Genomic DNA, 24,799 nt, shown 5'->3' on the forward strand with positions numbered 1-24,799 from the left:
ATTGCCGGTAAAGGCGCTTTGCTTAATACCCGCCAGTGCTTATCGTTCAGCCTCCTGTAGAAAGAAGCTTCACGCGCCCAATGGTTGATCATTCCATGCAATCCTCCGCTTCCCGCAATCCTCGTCGCTGGCTGTTCGGCCTGCTTGTCCTGTTGGTCATCGCTGGCCTGTGCTGGAAATTCTGGCCCGCAGGTAGCAGCCCGAAGGAGGGCGCAGGGCAGAAAGCCGTTGCCGGGCATACAGGCCGGTCGGGGGGGATGCGTCCGGGGTTCGGCGGGGCGAGCGGGCCGGTGCCGGTGCGCGTGGCGCCGGCGGTCAAAGGCGATTTCCCGCTGTATTACAAGGCGCTGGGCACCGTGACCGCGCTGAACACCATTAACGTGCGCAGTCGTGTTGGCGGTGAATTGATCAAGATTTCGTTCGAAGAAGGGCAAATGGTCAAGGCGGGCGACCTGCTGGCCGAGATCGATCCGCGTCCTTACCAGAACGCCTTGCTCCAGGCCGAAGGCACCTTGCTGCAGAATCAGGCACAACTGAAGAATGCTCAGGTCGATGTCGAGCGCTATCGCGGCTTGTACCGCGAAGACAGTATCGCCAAGCAAACCCTCGATACTGCCGAAGCATTGGTCGGCCAGTACCTGGGCACGGTAAAGACCAATCAGGCGGCGGTCAACGATGCCAAGCTCAACCTTGAATTCACCAAAATCCGCGCACCGATCGCCGGGCGTGTGGGCCTGCGTCAGCTGGACGTCGGCAACCTTGTGGCGGCGAACGACACCACGGCGCTGGTGATCATCACCCAGACTCAACCGATCAGCGTGGCGTTCACCTTGCCGGAAAACAGCCTGGACACCGTGCTGGCGCGCTATCGCACCGGCGCCAAACTGCCCGCTGAAGCCTGGGATCGTGGTGACACCAAACTGCAGGCCACTGGCGTGTTGCAGAGCCTGGACAACCAGATCGACGTCACCACCGGCACCCTGAAATTCAAGGCTCGCTACGAGAACCGCGATCAAGCGCTGTTCCCTAATCAATTCGTCAATGTCCACTTGCTGGCCGACACCCTCAAAGGCGTGGTGCTTGCGCCCTCGGCGGCGATCCAGTTCGGCACCAACGGCACGTTCGTCTATGCCATGGACGGTGACAAGAAGGTCACCATCCGCCAGTTGAAAGTCGGCGCCAGTGACGGTGACAACACGGTGATCACCGAAGGCCTGGCCGCTGGTGATCGGGTGGTGCTGGAAGGCACCGACCGCCTGAAAGAAGGCAGCGAAGTGGAGGTCGTCAACGACAGCAAGGATGTACCGACCACCCCGACCGAACACCTGCAAGGCAAGTCGGCCGCCACTGCACCTGACGCGACGGCCACCGACAAGGCGAAAAAGGGCGGCGCATGAACATCTCGCGGCTGTTCATCCTTCGCCCGGTCGCCACGACCCTGAGCATGCTGGCGATTATTCTGGCCGGCGTGATCGCTTATCGGCTGCTGCCAGTGTCGGCATTGCCCCAGGTCGACTACCCGACCATTCGCGTCATGACGCTCTATCCCGGCGCCAGCCCGGATGTCATGACCAGCGCCGTGACTGCGCCGCTGGAGCGTCAGTTCGGGCAGATGCCCGGCCTGACCCAGATGGCGTCCACCAGTTCTGGCGGCGCCTCGGTGCTGACCCTGCGTTTCAGCCTCGACATCAACATGGACGTCGCCGAGCAGCAAGTGCAGGCGGCGATCAACGCCGCGACCAATTTGCTGCCCAAGGATTTGCCGGCACCGCCGGTGTACAACAAGGTCAACCCGGCGGACACCCCGGTGCTGACCCTGGCTATCACCTCCAAGACTATGCTGTTGCCCAAACTCAATGATTTGGTCGACACGCGCATGGCGCAGAAAATCGCCAAAATCAGCGGCGTCGGCATGGTCAGCATTGCCGGCGGCCAGCGTCAGGCGGTGCGCATCAAGGTCAATCCCGAGGCCCTGGCGGCCAATGGCCTGAACCTGTCGGACGTGCGCACCCTGATTGGCGCCTCCAACGTCAATCAACCCAAGGGCAACTTTGACGGCCCGACCCGGGTGTCGATGCTCGACGCCAACGACCAACTGACGTCACCCAAGGACTACGCCAACCTGATCCTCGCCTACGCTAACGGCGCGCCGTTGCGACTCAAGGACGTGGCGGAGATCGTCGATGGTGCCGAGAACGAACGTCTGGCAGCGTGGGCCAATGAAAATCAGGCGGTGCTGCTGAACATCCAGCGCCAGCCCGGCGCCAACGTCATTGAAGTGGTCGACCGGATCAAGGCCTTGCTGCCAAGCATCACCGACAACCTGCCGGCCGGTCTCGACGTCACGGTACTCACCGACCGCACCCAGACCATCCGCGCCTCGGTCACCGACGTGCAACACGAACTGCTGATCGCCATCGCGCTGGTGGTGATGGTCACATTCCTGTTCCTGCGGCGGGCCAGCGCCACGATCATTCCGTCGGTGGCCGTGCCGCTGTCGTTGATCGGCACCTTCGGCGTGATGTACCTCGCGGGGTTCTCGGTCAATAACCTGACCCTGATGGCGCTGACCATCGCCACCGGTTTTGTGGTGGACGATGCGATCGTCATGCTGGAGAACATTTCCCGATATATCGAAGAGGGTGACAGCCCGCTGCAAGCCGCGCTCAAGGGCGCCAAGCAGATTGGCTTCACCCTGATTTCCCTGACGCTGTCGCTGATTGCGGTACTGATTCCGCTGCTGTTCATGGCCGACGTGGTGGGGCGCTTGTTCCGCGAGTTTGCGATCACTCTGGCGGTGGCGATCCTGATTTCCCTTGTCGTCTCCCTGACCCTGACGCCAATGATGTGCGCGCGGCTGCTCAAGCGTGAACCCAAGGAAGCAGAACAGGGCCGGTTTTACCGCTCCAGTGGCGCCGCAATTGATTGGATGATCGCGGCTTACGGGCGTAAGTTAAAGTGGGTTCTCAAGCACCAGCCGCTGACCTTGATGGTGGCCATCGGTACGCTGGCCTTGACCGTGTTCCTGTACATGGTGGTGCCCAAGGGCTTCTTCCCGGTGCAGGACACCGGGGTGATCCAGGGGATTTCCGAAGCGCCACAGTCGATTTCCTTCGCGGCGATGAGCGAGCGGCAGCAGGAACTGGCCAAGGTAATCCTCGCCGATCCGGCGGTCGAAAGCCTGTCGTCCTACATCGGGGTCGATGGCGACAACTCGACGCTGAACAGCGGTCGGCTGCTGATCAACCTCAAATCCCACAGCCAACGCGACCTGAGCGCCACCGAAGTGATTGCGCGTCTGCAACCGGCGCTGGACAAGCTGATCGGCATTCGCCTGTTCATGCAGCCGGTGCAGGACCTGACCATCGAGGATCGTGTCAGCCGCACGCAGTACCAGTTCAGTATGTCCTCGCCGGATTCCGAGTTGCTCAGCCTGTGGAGCGGGCGTCTGGTGGAAGCCCTGGCCCAGCGGACTGAGCTGACTGACGTTGCCAGCGATTTGCAGGACAAGGGCTTGCAGGTTTATCTGGTGATCGACCGCGATGCGGCGTCGCGGGTCGGCGTATCGGTGTCGAACATCACCGACGCGCTGTATGACGCCTTCGGTCAGCGGCAGATTTCCACCATCTACACCCAGGCCAGCCAATACCGCGTGGTGCTGCAATCGCAGTCCGGCGAGAAGATCGGCCCGGATGCGCTGAACCAGATTCACGTCAAGACCACCGATGGCGGTCAGGTGCGCCTGTCCAGCCTGGCGCATATCGAGGAGCGTCAGGCGCAACTGGCGATCACTCACATCGGCCAGTTCCCGGCGGTGATGATGTCCTTCAACCTGGCGCCCGGCGTGGCACTGGGGCATGCGGTGGAGATCATCGATCAGGTGCAGAAAGACATCGGCATGCCAATCGGCGTGCAGACCCAGTTCCAGGGCGCGGCCGAAGCGTTCCAGGCGTCGCTGTCGAGCACCTTGCTGCTGATTCTGGCGGCGGTGGTGACCATGTACATCGTGCTCGGCGTGCTCTACGAGAGCTACATTCACCCGATCACCATTCTTTCGACCTTGCCCTCGGCGGCAGTCGGCGCCTTGCTGGCGTTGCTGCTGAGCGGCAATGACCTGGGGATGATCGCGATCATCGGCATCATCCTGCTGATCGGTATCGTGAAAAAGAACGCGATCATGATGATCGACTTCGCCCTCGAGGCGGAACGCAACCAAGGCATGGACCCGCAAACCGCGATCTATCAGGCAGCGCTGTTGCGCTTCCGGCCGATTCTGATGACCACCTTGGCCGCGTTGTTCGGCGCGGTGCCGTTGATGCTGGCCACCGGTTCCGGCGCGGAATTGCGCCAGCCTTTGGGTCTGGTGATGGTCGGTGGCTTGTTGGTGAGTCAGGTGCTGACGCTGTTTACCACCCCCGTCATTTACTTGTACTTCGACCGCCTCGGGCGGCGCTGGGGCCGTAAGTCCGAGTCCGTGGAACCGGTAGAGCAGCCATGAACCTGTCCGGACCTTTCATCAAGCGCCCGGTCGCGACGATGTTGCTGAGCCTGGCGATCATGCTGCTGGGCGGCGTGAGCTTCGGCCTGTTGCCGGTCTCGCCACTGCCGCAAATGGACTTCCCGGTGATCGTGGTCCAGGCCAGTTTGCCCGGTGCAAGCCCGGAGGTCATGGCCTCGACCGTGGCCACGCCGCTTGAACGTTCCTTCGGCGCCATCGCCGGGGTCAACACCATGAGCAGCCGTTCCAGCCAAGGCTCGACACGGGTGATTCTGCAGTTCGACCTGGACCGCGACATCAACGGCGCGGCGCGGGAAGTGCAGGCGGCGATCAATGCCTCGCGCAATTTGCTGCCGAGCGGCATGCGCAGTATGCCGACCTACAAGAAGGTCAATCCGTCTCAAGCACCAATCATGGTGTTGTCGCTGACCTCGGATGTGCTGGAAAAAGGCCAGCTCTATGACTTGGCCTCGACCATTTTGTCCCAGAGCCTGTCGCAGGTGCAGGGCGTCGGTGAAGTGCAGATCGGTGGCAGTTCGTTGCCGGCGGTGCGCATCGAACTCGAACCCCAGGCGCTCAACCAGTACGGCGTGGCGCTGGACGACGTGCGTAACACCATCGCCAACGCCAACGTACGCCGGCCCAAGGGCTCGGTCGAAGATGGCCAGCGGCTGTGGCAGGTGCAGGCCAACGATCAACTGGAAAAAGCCAAGGATTACGAGTCGCTGATCATTCACTACGCGGACGGCGCGGCCCTGCGCCTGAAGGATGTGGCCAAGGTCAGTGACGGCGTCGAGGACCGCTACAACAGCGGGTTCTTCAATGACGACGCGGCGGTGTTGCTGGTGATCAACCGCCAGGCCGGCGCCAACATCATCGAGACGGTCAGCGAAATCAAGGCGCAACTGCCAGCGCTGCAGGCCGTGCTGCCGGCCAGCGTCAAGCTGAACCTGGCGATGGACCGTTCGCCGGTGATCAAGGCCACCCTGCACGAAGCGGAAATGACCCTGCTGATTGCCGTGGTGCTGGTGATTCTGGTGGTGTTCCTGTTCCTCGGTAATTTCCGTGCCTCGCTGATTCCGACCCTGGCGGTGCCGGTGTCGCTGGTGGGCACGTTTGCGGTGATGTACCTCTACGGGTTCTCCTTGAACAACCTGTCGCTGATGGCGCTGATCCTGGCCACCGGGCTGGTGGTGGACGACGCCATCGTGGTGCTGGAGAACATTTCCCGGCACATCGACAAGGGCGTGCCGCCGATGAAGGCGGCGTACCTCGGGGCCGAGGAAGTCGGCTTCACGCTGCTGTCGATGAACGTCTCGCTGGTGGCGGTGTTTCTGTCGATCCTGTTCATGGGCGGGATCATCGAAAGCCTGTTCCGCGAGTTTTCCATCACCTTGGCGGCGGCCATTGTGGTGTCGTTGCTGGTGTCGCTGACATTGACGCCGATGCTCTGCGCGCGCTGGCTCAAGCCGCATACACCGGGGCAGGAAAACCGCCTGCAACGCTGGAGCCAGCGGACCAACGAGTGGATGGTCGGCAAATACGCCAGCAGCCTCGACTGGGTGCTGCGTCACCGTCGACTGACCTTGCTCAGCCTGATCGTGACGATTGGCGTGAATATCGCGTTGTATGTCGTTGTTCCTAAAACATTTTTACCTCAGCAGGATACCGGCCAGTTGATCGGTTTTGTGCGCGGTGACGACGGTCTGTCGTTCAGTGTGATGCAGCCGAAGATGGAGATCTTCCGCCGCGCCGTGCTCAAGGACGAGGCGGTGCAAAGCGTCGCCGGGTTCATCGGTGGCAATAACGGCACCAACAACGCCTTCATGCTGGTGCGGCTGAAGCCGATCAAGGAACGCAACCTGTCCGCCCAGAAAGTCATCGAACGCCTGCGCAAGGAAATGCCCAAGGTGCCCGGTGCGCAGTTGATGCTGATGGCCGATCAGGACCTGCAATTTGGCGGCGGTCGCGAGCAGACCTCCTCGCAATATTCCTACATCCTGCAAAGCGGCGATCTCGGCGCGTTGCGTGAGTGGTATCCGAAAGTCGTCACCGCCCTCAAGGCGCTGCCGGAGCTGACGGCGATTGACGCGCGCGAAGGCCGCGGCGCCCCGCAAGTGACCCTGATCGTCGATCGCGATCAGGCCAAACGTCTGGGCGTGGACATGGACATGGTCACCGCGGTGTTGAACAACGCCTACAGCCAGCGGCAGATTTCGACGATCTACGACAGCCTCAACCAGTATCAGGTGGTGATGGAGGTCAACCCGAAATACGCCCAGGACCCGATCACGCTCAAGCAGGTGCAGGTGATCACCGCCGACGGCGCGCGGATTCCGCTGTCGACCATCGCTCACTACGAAAACAGCCTGGAAGACGACCGGGTCAGCCACGAAGGCCAGTTCGCTTCGGAAAGCATCGCCTTCGACATGGCCGAAGGCGTGACGGTGGAGCAGGGCTCGGCGGCCATCGAGCGGGCGATTGCCAAGGTCGGCTTGCCGGAAGACGTGATTGCGAAAATGGCCGGTACCGCCGATGCGTTTGCCGCCGCCCAGAAGAGCCAGCCGTGGATGATTCTCGGCGCGCTGGTGGCGGTGTTTCTGGTGTTGGGTGTGCTGTATGAAAGCTACATCCACCCGCTGACCATTCTCTCGACCTTGCCATCGGCCGGGGTCGGAGCGTTGCTGTCGATCTACGTGCTGGGCGGCGAGTTCAGCCTGATCTCCTTGCTTGGGCTGTTCCTGCTGATCGGCGTGGTGAAGAAAAACGCGATTCTGATGATCGACCTGGCGCTGCAACTGGAACGGCACCAGGGCCTGGAGCCGCTGGAATCAATCCGTAGCGCCTGCCTGCAACGGCTGCGGCCGATTCTGATGACCACCCTGGCGGCGATCCTCGGCGCCTTGCCGTTGTTGCTGAGTCGTGCCGAAGGGGCGGAAATGCGTCAGCCGCTGGGCCTGACCATCATCGGCGGGCTGGTCTTCAGCCAGGTGCTGACCCTTTACACCACCCCGGTGGTTTACCTCTATCTCGACAAACTGCGCCATCGCTTCAACCACTGGCGTGGGGTGCGTACCGATGCTGCTCTGGAAACTCCGCTATGACTGACCGTTCGCTTATCAATCTGGTTGCACCGCTGATCACGGCGCTGTTCAAGGCGCAGCGCTCGCGTTTGCTGAGCCTGTCGCTGTGCGTGGCGATGCTCAGTGCCTGCGCCATCGGTCCGGATTACCAGCGCCCGCAAGCTGCCGCGCCAGCACAGTACAAGGAAGCGGCTGGCTGGCGTCAGGCCAATCCCAGCGATTCTTTGGCGCGCGGTGCCTGGTGGGAGCTGTATGGCGATCAGCAGCTCAACGGCCTGATCGAAAAACTCAACAGCGCCAACCAGACCGTCGCCCAGTCCGAAGCCCAGTACCGTCAGGCTCAGGCCTTGGTGCGCAGCGCCCGGGGTGCGTTTTTCCCGACGGTGGACCTGACCGTCGGGAAAACCCGCTCCAGCCAGGGCACTGGTAGCAGCAGCTCGAGCCTGAGCAGCTCCTCCAGTGGTATTCGCGACACTTACACGGCGCAGGCCGGGGTCAGTTGGGAAGCGGACGTCTGGGGCAAATTGCGCCGAGGCCTGGAAGCGGACACGGCCAACGCCGAGGCGAGTTTTGCCGACCTGGCGGCGATGCGCCTGAGCCAGCAATCGGAGCTGGTGCAGAACTATCTGCAATTGCGGGTGATCGACGAACAGAAACGTCTTTTGGAGGCGACAGTCGAGGCCTATCAGCGCTCGCTGAAAATGACCGAAAACCAGTACCGCGCCGGTGTCTCCGGCAAGGACGCGGTGGCCCAGGCCACCACTCAGCTCAAAAGTACTCAGGCGGAGATGGTCGACCTGATCTGGCAGCGCGCGCAGTTCGAGAATGCCATCGCGGTACTGATTGGTCTGCCGCCAGCCGAGTTCAGCCTGGCTGAAACCAAAGACATCCCGGCATTGCCGCAGGTGCCGCTGAGCCTGCCTTCGCAATTGCTGGAGCGCCGCCCGGACATCGCCTCCGCCGAGCGCTCGGTGATGGCCGCCAACGCCAACATCGGCGTGGCCAAAGCTGCCTACTACCCGGACCTGACCCTGAGCCTGAACGGCGGTTATAGCAGCAGCACCTCTAACAACTGGATCAGTGTGCCGAACCGCTTCTGGTCGGTCGGCCCGCAACTGGCCATGACCCTGTTCGACGGTGGGCAGCGCTCGGCGGAAGTCGATCGCAGCGAAGCGGCCTATGACGAGACCGTCGCCAAGTACCGCCAGACCGTGCTCGACGGCTTCCGTGAAGTGGAAAACTATCTGGTGCAGCTCAAGGTGCTGGAAGACGAGGCCAAGGTTCGTCAGGAAGCACTGGATGCGGCGCGCGAATCCCTGCGGTTGACCCAGAATCAGTACAAGGCCGGGGTGATTGCTTATCTGGATGTGGTGGTGGTTCAGGCCACGGCGTTGAGCAACGAGCGCAACGTGCTGAGTTTGCTGCAGAGCCGCTTGATCGCCAGCGTGCAATTGATCGCCGCACTGGGCGGCGGGTGGGATGGGCAGCTTCAGGTGAGCGAAAAGGAATAGCGTAACCCCTGTGGTGAGGGAGTTTGCTGTGGTGAGAGCTGTTGTGGCGAGGGGGCTTGTCGGAACGCCGCATCGCCCCGTTCGGCTGCGAAGCAGTCGTAAGTCCAGGCTACTCGGTATATCTGAAAAATGTAGGGGGCCGCTTCGCGACCCAACGGGGGCAAGCCCCCTCGCCACATCGTCTTGATGGCCCTTTGATGACTTTGTGAGTGCGTTCGTCCGCGGAATCAGTACAATCGCCGACTTTGCTCCCCGTGAACGAACGCAGCACGGCGGGGGCGCTCGCGAGAAGTCCCATGCTCATCGGTAGTTATTCCTTTACCCTGGTTTTCATATCGCTCTGTGTGGCGATACTTGCCTCTTATACCGCGCTCGACCTCACCGGTCGCATCGCCACGGCCAAGGGTCGGGCGGTGCATCTATGGACGGCGGGCGGCGCTTTCGCGATGGGTATCGGCGTGTGGTCGATGCATTTCATCGGCATGCTCGCGTTCACATTGCCGATCGATCTGGGCTACGACGTTACTCTCACATCGCTATCGTTGTTGATCGCGGTCCTGTCTTGCGGCTTTGCCCTGTGGCTGGTCAGCCAGCCACAACTGCCGGCCTGGCAGCTGGCGTTCGGCGCGTTGGTCATGGGCGCTGGCATCAGTGCGATGCATTACACCGGCATGGCCGCCATGCGCATGCAACCGGGCATCGATTATGACCCCGCATTGTTTAGCACGTCGCTGCTGATTGCCGTTGGCGCGTCGGGCGCGGCGTTATGGATCGCGTTCCGCCTGCGCCAGCACGCGCCGTATGTTCGTCTGATCCGTGGCGGTGCAGCGATTATCATGGGCATCGCCATCGTCGGCATGCACTACACCGGCATGGCCGCGGCGCGCTTTGCCGACGGCAGTTTCTGTGGTGCGGCGGCCGATGGCCTGAACGGTGAGGGCCTGGACAATCTAGTTCTGATCACCACCCTTGCGGTGTTGAGCATTGCCTTGCTGACCTCGATCCTCGATGCACGCCTGGAGGCTCGCACCGCGGACCTCGCTCAATCGTTGACCGAGGCCAATCGCGAACTCACCCAGCTGGCGCTGCACGACACCCTGACCGGGCTGCCGAACCGAGTGTTGCTGGCCGACCGTATCGATCAGGCGATGTCGAGGGTGCAGGAGCAGGGTGGCTGTTTTGCGTTGATGTTCATTGATCTGGACGGCTTCAAACCGGTCAACGATGCTTTTGGGCACCACATGGGCGACCAGTTGCTGCGTGAGGTCGGTTTGCGCCTGCGTGAAGATTTGCGCAGTCAGGACACCCTGGCGCGAATCGGTGGCGATGAATTTGTGTTGCTGGTGCAACTCGCCGAGCCGAATGACGCGTTGAACCTGGCGGCGCGTCAGGTCGGGCTGATCGGGCGCTCGTTCCGGGTTGCGGAACATGACTTGCAGATTTCCGCCAGCGTCGGCATCGCGCTCTATCCGGGCAACGGTCAGACCGCCGAGGAATTGCTGATGAACGCCGACGCGGCGATGTACCACGCCAAGGGTGCCGGGAAAAACGGCCACCGTTTCTTCGACGCGTCGATGAACAGCAACGCGCGCAAGCAGTTGCAATTGCTGCAAGACCTGCGCAACGCCGTCGACCAGCAACAGTTCAGTCTCTATTACCAACCCAAGTTCGACGCCGGCAATGGCCGAGCGGTGGGTGCCGAGGCATTGCTGCGCTGGATGCACCCGACGCAGGGCATGCTGCAGCCGGACAGCTTCATCGATCTTGCGGAGAAGACCGGGCTGATCATTCCGATTGGCGAGTGGGTGCTCAACGAAGCCTGCCGTCAGATGCGCGAGTGGTACGTGCTCGGTTACACCGACTGGCGCATCGCGGTGAACCTCTCGGCCTTGCAGTTTTGCCACGCCGGGTTGGTCCAGAGTGTCGCCAAGGCCTTGGCCACTCATCATTTGCCGGCCAACAGCCTGACCCTGGAAATCACCGAAACCACCGCCATGAGCGACGCCGATGCGAGCATGACGGTGCTGCAGGAGCTCTCGGAAATGGGCGTCGACCTGTCCATCGATGACTTTGGCACCGGCTATTCGAGCTTGATGTACCTCAAGCGTTTGCCGGCCAATGAGCTGAAGATTGATCGGGGTTTCGTCCGCGATCTGGAACACGACAGCGATGACGCAGCCATCGTCTCGGCCATCGTCGCCCTTGGCCAGGCCTTGGGCTTGCGGATTGTGGCCGAAGGGGTGGAAACCGGTGTCCAGCAAGACTTCCTGACCCAATTGGGCTGCGACTCGTTGCAGGGTTACCTGCTGGGGCATCCGCTGCCTGCTGATCGCTTCATGGCCGATATTCACCGTGGGGAGCAATTGGCGACGGGCTGATAGCCCCCTCACCACAGGTTGTCGTCATTGGAATTGACGCAGGTTCATGCAAAACCACGCAATGGCGGTTATTCTTGGCCCCGACTGCTTACGCTTGTAACGGGGGAAATGCCAGCATGGACAAAGTCATCGTTATCACCGGCGGCAGCCGCGGAATTGGTGCCGCCACGGCCCTGTTGGCCGCAGAACAAGGCTATCGGATCTGTATCAACTATCAGTCCGACGAACAGGCGGCGCACAGTGTGCTGGAAAAAGTTCGCGCACTCGGTGCCCAAGCCATTGCGGTACGCGCCGATGTCAGCATCGAAGACGAAGTGATCGGCCTGTTCCACCGCGTAGACACCGAACTCGGTCGGGTCACGGCACTGGTGAACAACGCCGGCACTGTCGGGCACAAATCGCGGATCGACGAAATGTCCGAATTTCGTATTCTGAAAATCCTCAAGACCAACGTCCTGGCGCCGATCCTCTGCGCCAAACACGCGATCCTGCGCATGTCACCCAAACATGGCGGGCAGGGTGGCAGCATCGTCAATGTGTCGTCGGTCGCTGCCCGCTTGGGCGCCCCCAGCGAATATGTCGACTACGCAGCATCCAAAGGCGCGCTGGACACCTTCACCATCGGCCTGTCCAAGGAAGTGGCGGGCGAGGGGATTCGCGTCAACGCCGTGCGACCGGGTTACATCTACACCGATTTCCATGCATTGAGCGGCGATCCTGATCGGGTCAGCAAGCTGGAATCGGCGATCCCGATGGCTCGGGGTGGGCGGCCGGATGAAGTGGCGGAGGCGATTGTGTGGTTGTTGTCGGATAAGGCTTCGTATGCGACGGGGACTTTCGTCGACCTGGGGGGCGGGCGTTAATCCCGGACTTTGCTTTGTCTGTTCTGGCCTCTTCGCGAGCAAGCCCGCTCCCACAGGGGACGGTGATGTTCACAAATGTTGTGTTCACACCCGTCCACTGTGGGAGCGGGCTTGCTCGCGAAGGCGATAGCCAGACAACATCAAACCTTCAAAACGACCGCACAATCCGCCCCAACGTCTCCATCGCCTTCTCCGAATCTTCAGTCCAAGGGCTACCATAATTCAGCCGAATACAATTCCTGAACCGCTGAGTCGGTGAAAAGATCGGCCCTGGCGCAATGCTGATCCCTTGCGCCAATGCCATCTGAAACAACTTCAACGAATCCATCTGCGGTGGCAGTTCCAGCCACAAAAAGTACCCGCCAGCCGGTTGGCTGACGCGAGTCTGGGCCGGGAAGTAGCGGGCGATGGCGGCGAGCATGGCGCTTTGCTGTTCTTCCAGGGCGTAACGCAGTTTGCGCAGGTGCCGGTCGTAGCCGCCGTGTTGCAGGTAATCGGCGATGGCGGCCTGGGCGGGCATTGAGGCGCAGAGTGAGGTCATCAGTTTCAGGCGTTCGATTTTCTGTGCATACCGCCCGGCAGCGACCCAGCCGATGCGGTAACCGGGGGCCAGGCTCTTGGCGAACGAACCGCAATGCATCACCAACCCTTCGGTATCGAAAGCCTTGGCCGGTTTTGGCGCCTGTTGCCCGTAATAAAGCTCGGCGTAGACGTCGTCTTCGATCAACGGCACCTGATGGCTGCGCAACAGCTCCACCAGCTCCTGCTTCTTCGCTTCGGGCATGGTCGCGCCCATGGGGTTCTGGAAACTGGTCATGCACCAGCAAGCCTTGATCGGGTGCCGCTCCAGGGTTTGCGCGAGCACGCCGAGGTCGATGCCGTCTCGCGGATGAACGGGAATTTCCACGGCTTTGAGCTTCAGCCGTTCCAACACTTGCAGGCTGGCGTAAAACGCCGGGGCTTCGATGGCCACCAGATCGCCGGGTTCGGTGACTGCTTGCAGGCACAGGTTCAGGGCTTCGAGCGCGCCGTTGGTGATCAGCAACTCTTCCATGGGCAGCATCAGCCCGCCGACCATGTAGCGCAAGGCGATTTGCCGACGCAGCTGCGGGTTGCCCGGCGACATGTCGGTGACCACCATGCGCGGGTCCATTTCCCGGGCGGCACTGGCCAGCGAGCGGGACAGGCGTTGCAACGGAAACAGGGTCGGGCTGGGGAACGCCGAACCGAAGGGCACGGTGTTCGGATCCTTGATCGAGTCCAGCACCGAGAACACCAGTTCGCTGACGTCGACTTCGGTGGACTCGTTGACCTGACTGCTGATCACCGGCTCCGAGAACGGGCTCGGTGCATGCGCATTGACGAAGTAACCGGAACGCGGCCGCGCGCGGATCAGGCCACGGCGTTCGAGCAGGTAATAGGCCTGGAACACCGTGGACGGACTGACCCCGTAGGTCTGGCTGGCGTAGCGCACCGATGGCACCCGCTGGCCGGGACCGAGGACGCCGGAGCGGATCAGTTCAGCGATGTCGTCGGCGAATTTTTCGTAGCGTTTCATCGAGTGCCCGGTGTGGTGTCATTCATTGAAAAATGGTCGCAGCTGAAATTGCCAAGATCGCAGCCTTCGGCAGCTCCTACAATGGATCGGCGTACGCCCGTAGGAGCTGCCGAAGGCTGCGATCTTTTAGGCTCTGCATCTTAAAGGCTCAACGGTTCATCGGCGCAACAAACCGGCTCTTGGCCACGCTGTTGATGTCCGGTTCATCACTGTCGACAATCTTGAAACCGATGGTCTGCGAGCTGCTGCTCGGGCGATCCGTGGTCATCGCCACCGACACCGGTACGTCAACGATCTCACCGGCGGCCAGGCTCAGTTCGGTCTTGCCTTGCAACTGGAAGCCATCGCCATCGACCAGCGTCAATCGATAATCCTGACGTTGCTGGGTCTTGTTGATGACCTTCAGGCTGTAGATGTTTTCGATCTGGCCTTCACTGTTTTCGCGGAACAGGCCACGGTCCTTGCTCACGTCCAGCGACACCATCGGCCGCTCCACCAGCGCCAGGGCGAGGGCGCCGATCATCACCAGCAGCACGGCGGTATAACCGATCAGTCGCGGCCGCAGCAGGTGGGTCTTGCCACCTTGCAATTCATGCTCCGAGGTGTAGCTGATCAGCCCACGGGCGTAGCCCATTTTGTCCATGATCGAATCACAGGCGTCGATACATGCGGCGCAACCGATGCATTCCATCTGCAAGCCGTCGCGGATGTCGATGCCGGTCGGGCACACCTGCACGCACAACTGGCAATCGATGCAATCACCCAAACCGACTTCGGCCGGTTTCACCTCTCGTTTGCGTGGGCCACGGTTTTCGCCACGGGCCACGTCGTAGGAAATGGTCAGGGTGTCTTTGTCGAACATCACGCTCTGGAACCGCGCATACGGGCACATGTGCATGCACACCGCTTCGCGCAGCCAACCGGCATTGATGTAAGTGGCCCCGGTAAAGAACAGTACCCAGAACAGGCTGACACCGCCGATTTGCAAGGTCAGCAGCTCTTCGGCCAGCGGACGGATCGGTGTGAAGTAACCGACAAACGTCAGGCCAGTGAGCAGACTGATCGCCAGCCACAGGGTGTGTTTGGCCGAGCGGCGGATCAGCTTGTTCAGGCCCCAGGGCGCGGCTTGCAGCTTGATTCGCTGGTTGCGCTCGCCTTCGGTGAGCTTCTCGCACCACATGAAAATCCAGGTCCAGGAACTCTGTGGGCAGGTGTAACCGCACCAGACCCGGCCTGCGAACACGGTGATCGCGAACAGGCCGAACGCAGCGATGATCAGCAGCGCCGAAAGCAGAATGAAATCCTGTGGCCAGAAGGTTGCGCCGAAGATGTGGAATTTGCTTTCGGAAAGGTCCCAGAGCACCGCTTGGCGGCCGCCCCAGTTCAGCCATACCGTGCCGAAGAACAGCAGAAACAGAACCCCCGCGCCACTCATGCGCAGGGTGCGGAACAAACCCGTGAAGCTGCGGGTGTGGATCAGGTTGTCGCTGGACTTGGCCTTTATCTTTGGACGCAAAGGCTCATTGCTTTTTATAAATGTGGCAGGTTCAACGGTTCGGACGGGGATTCTATCGCTCATGGTCTTTCGCTCATCAGCCTCCATCAGGCCTGAGCACTATGACCAGCGATCTGTTTGCATAACAGACTCAGCTAAAGCAATAAAAAGCGGATCAGATGGATTGCCCGAACCCGTCTGCGACAGCTTGATGCACCCGCCACGGCTGGCCGCAAACACCTATACCGGATGTTTGCGGCGGGTGTTGATGCCGATCAGTCAAATCACCGAATCACTGTCCGTGGCCTTCAAATGTCGGCGACCGTCCACGGCGCCTGCTACGGTCAATGCATCGGCTTCTGCTTCGGTGATGTAGATGCGATGGCCGTCGAGCTCGACCATCGACATGGATTTTTCCGGGTCGGTGATGATGGTGACATCGGCACAAAAACGAATTTCTTCGCCGTTTTTGGTGATGAAGAAGCAGGTCTGGTTTTCGATGCGCACGGTCATGGCGGTGTCCTTTGTTCTGCGGATTCTGAAATGTTAGGACCCATCCGCCGGTCATCGTTCTGTGCAACCGATTAATGGCGGGTGCGGTCCATCCTTTATCGAGTCATTACATCATCACAAGGACTGCACGATGGACGCCTGGTGGCATGAGGTTTGGGTCACGTTGCAAGCGGAGTTCGCCGACATCGGCGACGCTTCTCAACTGACGCGCATTACCGTGCGATTGCTGATGGCCGCCTTGCTGGGTGGCATTCTCGGCTTCGAGCGTGAGCAAAAGGGCAAGGCCGCCGGGATTCGCACCCACATGTTGGTGGCGCTGGGCGCGGCGCTGTTTGTGCTGGTGCCGCAGATGTCAGGATCCCAAGCCGACGCCATGAGCCGGGTGGTGCAGGGTGTGATCGCCGGCATCGGCTTTCTCGGCGCCGGGACTATCCTGAAAAACACCGACGGCGACGAGGGCCATGTCAAGGGCCTGACCACCGCCGCCGGGTTGTGGATGACCGCGGCCATTGGCGTTTCAGCCGGGATGGGCCGCGAGGCGACAGCGGTGCTCAGTACGTTGCTGGCGTTGGTGATTCTCGGTGTGATGCCTATCGTCGTGCGCCAACTGGAAAAAGATCGACCCCCCCCGTAGGAGCTGCCGCAGGCTGCGATCTTTTGATTTTGATGTTTTTTTTGGATATTGCCGAAGATCAAGATCAAAAGATCGCAGCCTTCGGCAGCTCCTACATTGAGCCTTCATACGTCGGAGGTAGTGTTTACGGCTTCACGATCTCTGGCGGCTGGGAGTTCGGCGGCTCTTCCCGGGGTGGCGGGGTAGTGCCAGGTGGTTCCTGCTCCGGGATGGGGCCGGGTTCGGTCGGCGGGGTTGGGGGTATGGGCGGAATTGTCGGCTCATCGATGTTCGGATCGGGTGTCTCGGCGGGGATAGGGATACTCATCGAAACAGTCTCCAGTGGCAGATGGCGTGAGTCGTGCTTAAGTTGATTGACCCGTACTCAGGGAATTTGATTCCCCGAAAGACTTGGCAAATCCCTCTGAACTTTTACCGGCGCCTGCTGTTCGGAACTTAAGTGAGTTCATGCCGGGGCAGATCGCTTCGTGTGAACGACGACCAGGCACAAGAGCGTCCTTGGGGCGTTAAGGAGAGATGCTCGATGACCGCTGAGAAACCCACAGAGTTGAGCTACAACCCTCATATACCGCTGTCGCAGGCGTTACTGCTACCGCGGATCGTGATCGAAAACACCATGCCGATCCTCGATGGCGGGCAATTCGCCGTTAAAGCCGTGATTGATCAGGACGTGGTGGTGACCAGCAAAGTGTTTGCCGACGGTCACGACAAACTGGCTGTGCGCATCCGCTGGCGTGCCGACGGCGACGAAACCTGGCAGAGCGAGGTGATGGCCGAGTTGGGCAATAACGGCTGGCAGGGCCAGTTCCGTGTCGAGAAGCAGGGCCGCTATGTGTTCTACCTGGAAGCCTGGATCGATCAGTTCGCCAGCTTTTGTTATGAGCTGGAGAAAAAGCACGTCGCTGGCGTCTCGGTCAGCCTGGAGCTGCAGGAAGGGCGCACTCACGTTCAGCAGGCGGCCGAACGTTCCGAAGGCCTGCTCAGTGAACAACTGGCGGCGTTGCACCATGAATTGTCCGGTCTGCTCGAAACCGAGCAGGTCGCTTTGTTTCTGCACCAGCGTAGCGCGGACTTGATGGCCCAGGCCGACCATCGTCCCTCGCTGAACCTGAGCCCTGAATACCCGGTGGACGTAGAGCGAGCGCTGGCGCAGTTCGCCAGTTGGTATGAACTGTTTCCGCGCTCGATCACCGATGATCCGGCCCGCCACGGCACCTTCAACGACGTGCATTCGCGGCTGCCGATGATCCAGGACATGGGCTTCGACGTGCTGTATTTCACGCCGATCCACCCGATCGGCCGCAGCTACCGCAAAGGCCCGAACAACTCATTGACCGCCGGCCCCGAAGACCCGGGCAGCCCTTATGCCATTGGCAGTGAAGAGGGCGGGCACGAGGCCATTCATTCGGAACTGGGCACTCGCGAAGATTTTCGCCGGCTCGTTGCGGCCGCCGCCGAGCATGGGCTGGAAATCGCTCTCGACTTTGCGATTCAGTGTTCCCAGGATCACCCGTGGCTCAAACAGCACCCGGGCTGGTTCAACTGGCGGCCAGACGGCACGATCAAATACGCCGAGAACCCGCCGAAGAAATACCAGGACATCGTCAACGTCGATTTCTATGCCGTGGATGCGATTCCCAGCCTGTGGATCGAGCTGCGCGACATCGTGGTCGGTTGGGTCAAGGAGGGCGTGAAGCTGTTTCGCGTCGACAATCCTCATACCAAACCGTTGCCGTTCTGGCAGTGGCTGATCGCCGATGTGCGGGCGCTGTACCCCGAGGTGATTTTCCTGGCCGAAGCCTTTACCACGCCGGCGATGATGGCGCGCCTGGGCAAGGTCGGTTACTCCCAGAGCTACACCTATTTCACCTGGCGCAACACCAAGACCGAACTGGCGACCTATTTCACCGAACTCAACGAGTCGCCGTGGCGTGAATGCTACCGGCCTAATTTTTTCGTCAACACACCGGACATCAACCCGGCGTTCCTGCATGAATCCGGGCGTGCCGGTTTTCTGATTCGTGCTGCGCTGGCGACCATGGGCTCCGGGCTGTGGGGCATGTATTCGGGTTTTGAACTGTGTGAAGCGGCTCCGGTGCCGGGCCGGGAGGAATACCTCAATTCCGAGAAGTATGAAATCCGCCCACGGGACTTCAATGCGCCGGGCAACATCATTGCCGAAATCGCCCAGCTCAACCGCATCCGCCGGCAGAACCCGGCGTTGCACACGCACTTGGGCCTGAAGGTCTACAACGCCTGGAACGACAACATTCTGTACTTCGGCAAACGCAGCGTCGACGGCAGCAATTTCATTCTGGTGGCGGTCAGCCTCGATCCGCATCACGCCCAAGAGGCGAATTTCGAATTGCCGCTGTGGGAAATGGGCCTGCCCGACGATGCCAGCACGCAGGGCGAAGACTTGATGAACGGCCACCGCTGGACCTGGCACGGCAAGTACCAGTTCATGCGGATCGAACCGTGGCATCAACCATTCGGGATTTGGAGGATTACCAGTTCCTGAGCCTGGCGAAGATCAAATGTGGGAGCGGGCTTGCTCGCGAAAGCGGTGTGTCAGGCGACATCAATGCTGACTGTTATGGCCCCTTCGCGAGCAAGCCCGCTCCCACACTGACCGCATTTTTTCAGGCAATTGATGTTTTCCCAGAATTTTTCAGGAGTTACAAATGGCGAAGAAACCCAGGTCAGCCACCTTCATCAAGGACCCGCTCTGGTACAAGGATGCAGTGATCTACCAGGTTCACGTTAAATCTTTTTTCGACTCCAACAATGACGGGATCGGCGACTTTCCCGGCCTTATCGCCAAACTCGATTACATTGCCGATCTGGGCGTCAACACCATCTGGCTGTTGCCGTTCTACCCCTCGCCACGACGCGACGATGGCTATGACATCGCCGAATACCGTGGCGTGCACCCTGACTACGGCACCATGGCCGATGCCAAGCGCTTCATTGCCGAGGCCCATAAACGCGGCCTGCGGGTGATTACCGAACTGGTCATCAATCACACCTCGGACCAGCATGCGTGGTTCCAGCGCGCGCGCAAGGCCAAGCCCGGCTCGGCGGCCCGCGACTTCTACGTCTGGTCCGATAACGACCAGAAATACGATGGCACTCGCATCATCTTTCTCGACACCGAAAAGTCCAACTGGACTTGGGACCCGGTGGCCGGTCAGTACTTCTGGCACCGTTTCTATTCGCACCAACCGGACCTGAATTTCGACAACCCGCAGGTAATGAAAGCGGTGCTGTCGGTAATGCGTTACTGGCTCGACATGGGCATCGACGGTCTGCGGCTGGATGCGATCCCGTACCTGATCGAGCGCGATGGCACCAACAACGAAAACCTGCCCGAGACCCACGACGTTCTCAAGCAGATCCGTGCCGAGATCGACGCCAATTACCCGGATCGCATGCTGCTGGCCGAGGCCAATCAGTGGCCGGAAGACACTCAGCTGTACTTCGGTGACACCGACAAAAAGGGCCTGAACGGCGACGAATGCCACATGGCCTTTCACTTTCCGTTGATGCCGCGCATGTACATGGCGCTGGCTCAGGAAGATCGCTTCCCGATCACCGATATTTTGCGTCAGACCCCGGAAATCCCCGCCAACTGCCAGTGGGCGATTTTCCTGCGTAACCACGATGAGCTGACCCTGGAAATGGTTACCGACCGGGAGCGCGATTACCTGTGGAATTACTACGCGGCCGACCGTCGGGCGCGGATCAATCTGGGGATTCGTCGGCGTCTGGCGCCGTTGATGGAGCGTGATCGTCGCCGCGTGGAACTGCTCAACAGTCTGCTGCTGTCGATGCCCGGCACGCCGACCCTGTATTACGGCGATGAAATCGGCATGGGCGACAACATCTACCTCGGCGACCGCGACGGTGTGCGCACGCCGATGCAGTGGTCGATCGACCGCAACGGCGGTTTTTCCCGCGCTGACCCGGCCAGCCTGGTGTTGCCGCCGATCATGGATCCGCTCTATGGCTACCTGTCGGTCAACGTCGAAACCCAGGCCGGTGACCCTCATTCGTTGTTGAACTGGAACCGGCGCCTGCTCGCGGTGCGTAAGCAGTCCAAGGCCTTCGGTCGCGGGACGCTGAAAATGCTCTCGCCGAGCAATCGACGGATTCTGGCGTATACCCGCGAATTCACTGGGCCGGACGGCAAACACGAGATTATTTTGTGCGTGGCCAACGTGTCCCGCAGCGCGCAAGCGGCGGAGCTGGATCTGTCGGCTTACGTCGGCATGGTTCCGGTGGAGATGCTTGGCGGCAATGCGTTCCCGCCCATCGGCCAATTGAATTTCCTGCTGACGCTGGCGCCATACGGTTTCTATTGGTTCGGTCTGGCGGCGGAAAACCAAATGCCGAGTTGGCACGTGGAACCGGCGCAAAGCCTGCCGGACTTCACCACCCTGGTGCTGAAGAAACGCATGGAAGAGCTGCTCGAAGCACCGTCCCGCCACACCCTGGAGCAGGGCATTCTGCCGAGCTGGTTGCAGAATCGCCGCTGGTACGCCGGCAAGGACGGTATCATCGACAACGTCAACCTCGCTTACGGCGTGCGTTTCGGCGACCCGCAGCATCCGGTGTTGTTGGGTGAAATCGACGTCACCAGCGGCGGTCAGACCAGCCGCTATCAGTTGCCATTCGGTTTTATTTCCGAGGAGCAGGTCGGCGCGGCCTTGCCGCAGCAATTGGCGCTGGCCCGGGTTCGGCGCGGGCGTCAGGTCGGTTTGATCACCGACGCCTTCAGCCTCGACAGCTTTGTTCATGCCGTGTTGCAGAGCATGCAGGCTGGCATGGTGTTGCCGTCCGACGGCGGCGAGATCCGCTTCGAGCCTACCGACGAACTGGCCAAACTTGGTCTGACTGCCGAGTCGGAGGTGCGTTACCTGTCCGCCGAGCAATCCAACAGTTCGGTGGTGATTGGCAGCAGCCTGGTGCTGAAGCTGATCCGCAAGGTCGCGTCAGGCGTGCACCCGGAATTGGAAATGAGTGCGTACCTGACCCATGCCGGTTTCAGCAATATTTCGCCACTGCTGGGGGCGGTGATTCGTCGCGATGCGGCGGGCGAGGACACGCTGTTGATGATCGCCCAAGGCTACTTGAGCAATCAGGGCGACGCGTGGGAGTGGACCCAGAACAACCTCGAACGGGCGCTTCGCGACGAACTCGCCGATGCCGTGTCGGAGCAGGAACAGCACTACAACGCCCTCGGCGAGCTGAAGGATTTTGCCGGCATGCTCGGTCAGCGTCTGGGAGAAATGCATCAGGTGTTGGCGGCCCCGAGCGCCAACCCGGACTTCGCTCCACAGGTCACCACGCAGAAAGATGCCGTGGCCTCGGCCAAGGATGTGGCGGCGCAACTGGAACACGCCCTGAAGTTGCTCAAGCAGCATCAAACCGAACTGAACACCGCGGATCAGGCATTGGTCAATCGATTGCTGGACAACAAAAAAGCCATCCTCAGCCATATCCAGGAACTGGGTAAAAAAGCTGCGGGTGGTTTGCGCATCCGTGTCCACGGCGACTTGCACCTGGGGCAGGTGCTGGTGATCAAGGGCGATGCCTACCTGATCGATTTCGAGGGCGAACCGGCGCGGCCGCTGCATGAGCGCCGGGGCAAACACAGCCCCTATAAAGATGTCAGCGGCGTGTTGCGTTCCTTCGATTACGCCGCGGCGATGGCGATCAACGTGCACAACGTCGACAACACCGCCGATGCCCAGGCGGCGCGTCAACGGGTCGCCGAGCGTTATCTGAAAGAGGCGCGGCAAGCATTTGTCCACGCTTATCGGCTTGCGGCAGCTAGTCTTGCTCATGCATGGCAAGATCCTGAAGGCGAGGACGCCGCGCTGGCGTTGTTCGGTCTGGAGAAGGCGGCTTATGAAGTGGCCTATGAGGCTGAAAATCGCCCCACCTGGCTGCCCGTGCCGTTGCACGGTCTGTACGGGTTATTGAGTGGGCTTAAACCCTTTTCCGATCTTGGTGGAGAGTAGTCATGAGTATCTCGAACAAGGAACAGGGGCACGTTAAAGAGGCGCTGCTGCCCAGGGCGCGGGATATCGACGCATTAGTACGCGCTGAGCATCGGGATCCCTTTGCAATTCTCGGCCCGCACGGCGATGGCGCTGACGGGCAATTCATTCGAGCCTATCTGCCGGACGCCTTGAGTGTGCAGGTAGTGGACAAGGAATCCGGGGAAGAGCTCGGCAGCCTTGAAACCACCCAAACCCCGGGGCTGTTCGTCGGGCACTTCGAGCGGGCCCGGCCCTATCAGTTGCGAACCCGTTGGGCCGGTGGCGAGCAACTCGCCGAGGATCCTTACAGTTTTGGCCCGTTACTTGGCGAGATGGACTTGTACCTGTTCGCCGAGGGCAATCACCGGGACTTGAGCAGTTGCCTCGGCGCGCAACTGAAGACGGTCGATGGCGTCGACGGCGTGCGCTTCGCTGTGTGGGCACCGAACGCCAAAAGGGTCTCGGTGGTCGGCGATTTCAACGTCTGGGACGGCCGCCGACATCCGATGCGTCTGCGCCATCCTTCCGGCGTCTGGGAGTTGTTCATTCCGCGCCTGCAAGCGGGGGAGGCCTACAAATACGAAATCCTCGGCGCCCACGGCATTCTGCCGCTCAAGGCCGACCCGATGGCCCTCGCCACCGCTCTGCCGCCGGACACCGCATCGAAAGTCGCTTCGCCGCTGAAAATAGAATGGCAGGATCACGCCTGGATGCAGTCGCGGGGCGAACGTCAGCGAACCAGCGCACCGTTGTCGATTTACGAATTACACGCCGGTTCCTGGCAATGCGAGCTGGATGACCTGGGTGAGGTCGCCCGTCAGTACACTTGGCCCGAGTTGGCCGAACGGCTGATTCCTTATGTGAAGGAGCTGGGTTTCACCCACATTGAACTGATGCCGATCATGGAGCATCCGTTCGGTGGCTCCTGGGGTTATCAACTGCTGTCGCAATTCGCCCCGAGCGCCCGTTACGGCTCGCCGGATGACTTCGCCGCTTTCGTCAACGCCTGTCACCAGGCCGAGATCGGCGTGATCCTCGATTGGGTGCCGGCGCATTTCCCCACCGATACCCACGGCCTGGCGCAGTTCGATGGCACCGCGTTGTATGAGTACGGCAACCCGCAGGAAGGTTTTCACCAGGACTGGGACACGCTGATCTACAACCTGGGCCGCACCGAGGTGCACGGCTATATGCTGGCGTCGGCGTTGCACTGGCTCAAACATTTCCATGTCGACGGCCTGCGTGTAGATGCAGTGGCGTCGATGCTGTATCGCGATTACTCGCGCAAGGCCGGCGAATGGGTGCCCAACCGTCACGGCGGTCGGGAGAATCTGGAAGCCATCGATTTTCTGCGTCATCTCAATGACGTGGTAGCTCTGGAAACGCCGGGCGCGTTGGTGATTGCCGAAGAATCCACGGCGTGGCCGGGGGTCAGCCAGAGCACGCAACAGGGTGGGCTGGGTTTTGCCTATAAGTGGAACATGGGCTGGATGCACGATTCATTGCATTACATTCAGCAGGATCCGGTGTACCGCGCCCATCATCACAACGAGCTGAGTTTCGGCCTGGTGTATGCCTGGTCCGAGCGCTTCATCCTGCCGATTTCTCACGATGAAGTGGTGCATGGCAAGCATTCGCTGATCGACAAGATGCCGGGAGATCGCTGGCAGAAGTTTGCCAACCTGCGGGCTTATCTAAGTTTCATGTGGACGCATCCCGGCAAGAAACTGCTGTTCATGGGCTGCGAGTTCGGCCAGTGGCGGGAGTGGAATCACGATCAGCAACTGGACTGGTATCTGCTGCAATACCCGGAACACCAAGGGGTGCGCAAACTGGTCGGTGACCTGAATCGGTTGTATCGCGAAGAACCGGCGCTGCACGATCAGGACGATGCGCCGCAAGGCTTCCAGTGGTTGATTGGCGATGACGCGATCAACAGCGTCTACGCCTGGCTGCGCTGGAGCAAGGACGGGCGGCCGGTGTTGGTGGTGGCCAACTTCACTCCGGTGCCGCGACAGTCCTACCGCGTCGGCGTGCCGTTTGCCGGGCGCTGGGTCGAGTTGATCAACAGCGATGCCGATACTTATGCCGGGTCCAATTATGGAAACGGCGGCGGAGTGTTCACCGACGAAGAGCCGAGCCATGGCCAGGCGCTATCTCTGGAGTTGAACCTGCCGCCGTTGGGGGTGTTGATTTTGCGTCCGGAGGGTTGATCTAAA

General features: G+C 60.7%; 14 protein-coding genes. 10 read left to right on the forward strand and 4 right to left on the reverse strand.

Annotated elements, in window-relative coordinates; all coding sequences use genetic code 11:
• Window positions 1-80 precede the first annotated feature (80 nt).
• The 6 genes from TU81_RS27705 to TU81_RS27730 all read left to right on the forward strand — a co-directional run bounded on the left by TU81_RS27705 (window position 81) and on the right by TU81_RS27730 (window position 12,333).
• Complete coding sequence (locus TU81_RS27705; protein WP_048397646.1) at window positions 81-1,397, forward strand: MdtA/MuxA family multidrug efflux RND transporter periplasmic adaptor subunit; 1,317 nt, start codon at window positions 81-83, stop codon at window positions 1,395-1,397.
• Window positions 1,394-4,498, forward strand: coding sequence for an MdtB/MuxB family multidrug efflux RND transporter permease subunit (locus TU81_RS27710; RefSeq protein ID WP_048397648.1), 3,105 nt, complete (start codon window positions 1,394-1,396; stop codon window positions 4,496-4,498). Before TU81_RS27705 ends, TU81_RS27710 begins: the two co-directional genes overlap by 4 nt.
• Window positions 4,495-7,602, forward strand: coding sequence for an efflux RND transporter permease subunit (locus TU81_RS27715; protein WP_048397649.1), 3,108 nt, complete (start codon window positions 4,495-4,497; stop codon window positions 7,600-7,602). Before TU81_RS27710 ends, TU81_RS27715 begins: the two co-directional genes overlap by 4 nt.
• On the forward strand, window positions 7,599-9,092 hold the full coding sequence (locus tag TU81_RS27720; protein ID WP_048397650.1) for an efflux transporter outer membrane subunit: 1,494 nt from the start codon (window positions 7,599-7,601) through the stop codon (window positions 9,090-9,092). Before TU81_RS27715 ends, TU81_RS27720 begins: the two co-directional genes overlap by 4 nt.
• A gap of 296 nt (window positions 9,093-9,388) precedes the next feature.
• A complete protein-coding gene (locus TU81_RS27725) occupies window positions 9,389-11,470 on the forward strand; it encodes a putative bifunctional diguanylate cyclase/phosphodiesterase (protein WP_048397651.1) in 2,082 nt (693 codons plus the stop codon).
• Between the two features lie 116 nt (window positions 11,471-11,586).
• Window positions 11,587-12,333, forward strand: a complete 747-nt coding sequence (locus TU81_RS27730; RefSeq protein WP_048397652.1) for an SDR family oxidoreductase — start codon at window positions 11,587-11,589, stop codon at window positions 12,331-12,333.
• 148 nt (window positions 12,334-12,481) lie between these two features.
• Here the strand turns inward: TU81_RS27730 and mapR are convergent, their stop codons facing one another.
• The 3 genes from mapR to TU81_RS27745 form a co-directional block, all read right to left on the reverse strand.
• Window positions 12,482-13,891, reverse strand: a complete 1,410-nt coding sequence (gene mapR / locus TU81_RS27735; protein ID WP_048397653.1) for a GntR family transcriptional regulator MpaR — start codon at window positions 13,889-13,891, stop codon at window positions 12,482-12,484.
• A gap of 148 nt (window positions 13,892-14,039) precedes the next feature.
• The gene (ccoG, locus tag TU81_RS27740; protein WP_038983527.1) at window positions 14,040-15,470 is read right to left on the reverse strand and encodes a cytochrome c oxidase accessory protein CcoG; all 1,431 of its coding nucleotides are present in this window, start codon (window positions 15,468-15,470) and stop codon (window positions 14,040-14,042) included.
• A gap of 195 nt (window positions 15,471-15,665) precedes the next feature.
• The gene (locus tag TU81_RS27745; protein WP_038983526.1) at window positions 15,666-15,899 is read right to left on the reverse strand and encodes a DUF3203 family protein; all 234 of its coding nucleotides are present in this window, start codon (window positions 15,897-15,899) and stop codon (window positions 15,666-15,668) included.
• Window positions 15,900-16,029: 130 nt separating this feature from the next.
• Here TU81_RS27745 and TU81_RS27750 point away from each other — a divergent pair, with 130 nt between their 5' ends.
• Entirely contained in the window at window positions 16,030-16,533 is a 504-nt protein-coding gene (locus TU81_RS27750; protein WP_038983525.1) for an MgtC/SapB family protein, read from the forward strand.
• A gap of 124 nt (window positions 16,534-16,657) precedes the next feature.
• Here the strand turns inward: TU81_RS27750 and TU81_RS29990 are convergent, their stop codons facing one another.
• Window positions 16,658-16,840, reverse strand: a complete 183-nt coding sequence (locus TU81_RS29990) for a hypothetical protein (RefSeq protein ID WP_080772152.1) — start codon at window positions 16,838-16,840, stop codon at window positions 16,658-16,660.
• 216 nt (window positions 16,841-17,056) lie between these two features.
• Between TU81_RS29990 and TU81_RS27760 the strand changes: the two genes are divergently transcribed.
• The 3 genes from TU81_RS27760 to glgB all read left to right on the forward strand — a co-directional run bounded on the left by TU81_RS27760 (window position 17,057) and on the right by glgB (window position 24,793).
• Complete coding sequence (locus tag TU81_RS27760; protein ID WP_048397654.1) at window positions 17,057-19,054, forward strand: alpha-1,4-glucan--maltose-1-phosphate maltosyltransferase; 1,998 nt, start codon at window positions 17,057-17,059, stop codon at window positions 19,052-19,054.
• Between the two features lie 163 nt (window positions 19,055-19,217).
• Window positions 19,218-22,559, forward strand: a complete 3,342-nt coding sequence (gene treS, locus TU81_RS27765; RefSeq protein WP_038983520.1) for a maltose alpha-D-glucosyltransferase — start codon at window positions 19,218-19,220, stop codon at window positions 22,557-22,559.
• Window positions 22,560-22,561: 2 nt separating this feature from the next.
• Window positions 22,562-24,793 (forward strand): 1,4-alpha-glucan branching protein GlgB, encoded by a 2,232-nt coding sequence (gene glgB, locus TU81_RS27770; protein WP_048397655.1) that lies wholly within the window; start codon window positions 22,562-22,564, stop codon window positions 24,791-24,793.
• Window positions 24,794-24,799: the final 6 nt, after the last annotated feature.

The organism is Pseudomonas lini, from assembly GCF_001042905.1.
GTDB classification, from domain to species: domain Bacteria; phylum Pseudomonadota; class Gammaproteobacteria; order Pseudomonadales; family Pseudomonadaceae; genus Aquipseudomonas; species Aquipseudomonas lini.

Bases quoted from the DNA above. Each gene is read 5' to 3' on its own strand.
- TU81_RS27705 (WP_048397646.1), top strand. From the start codon at position 81: ATGGTTGATCATTCCATGCAATCCTCCGCTTCCCGCAATCCTCGTCGC.
- TU81_RS27710 (WP_048397648.1), top strand. From the start codon at position 1,394: ATGAACATCTCGCGGCTGTTCATCCTTCGCCCGGTCGCCACGACCCTG.
- TU81_RS27715 (WP_048397649.1), top strand. From the start codon at position 4,495: ATGAACCTGTCCGGACCTTTCATCAAGCGCCCGGTCGCGACGATGTTG.
- TU81_RS27720 (WP_048397650.1), top strand. From the start codon at position 7,599: ATGACTGACCGTTCGCTTATCAATCTGGTTGCACCGCTGATCACGGCG.
- TU81_RS27725 (WP_048397651.1), top strand. From the start codon at position 9,389: ATGCTCATCGGTAGTTATTCCTTTACCCTGGTTTTCATATCGCTCTGT.
- TU81_RS27730 (WP_048397652.1), top strand. From the start codon at position 11,587: ATGGACAAAGTCATCGTTATCACCGGCGGCAGCCGCGGAATTGGTGCC.
- mapR (WP_048397653.1), bottom strand. From the start codon at position 13,891: ATGAAACGCTACGAAAAATTCGCCGACGACATCGCTGAACTGATCCGC.
- ccoG (WP_038983527.1), bottom strand. From the start codon at position 15,470: ATGAGCGATAGAATCCCCGTCCGAACCGTTGAACCTGCCACATTTATA.
- TU81_RS27745 (WP_038983526.1), bottom strand. From the start codon at position 15,899: ATGACCGTGCGCATCGAAAACCAGACCTGCTTCTTCATCACCAAAAAC.
- TU81_RS27750 (WP_038983525.1), top strand. From the start codon at position 16,030: ATGGACGCCTGGTGGCATGAGGTTTGGGTCACGTTGCAAGCGGAGTTC.
- TU81_RS29990 (WP_080772152.1), bottom strand. From the start codon at position 16,840: ATGAGTATCCCTATCCCCGCCGAGACACCCGATCCGAACATCGATGAG.
- TU81_RS27760 (WP_048397654.1), top strand. From the start codon at position 17,057: ATGACCGCTGAGAAACCCACAGAGTTGAGCTACAACCCTCATATACCG.
- treS (WP_038983520.1), top strand. From the start codon at position 19,218: ATGGCGAAGAAACCCAGGTCAGCCACCTTCATCAAGGACCCGCTCTGG.
- glgB (WP_048397655.1), top strand. From the start codon at position 22,562: ATGAGTATCTCGAACAAGGAACAGGGGCACGTTAAAGAGGCGCTGCTG.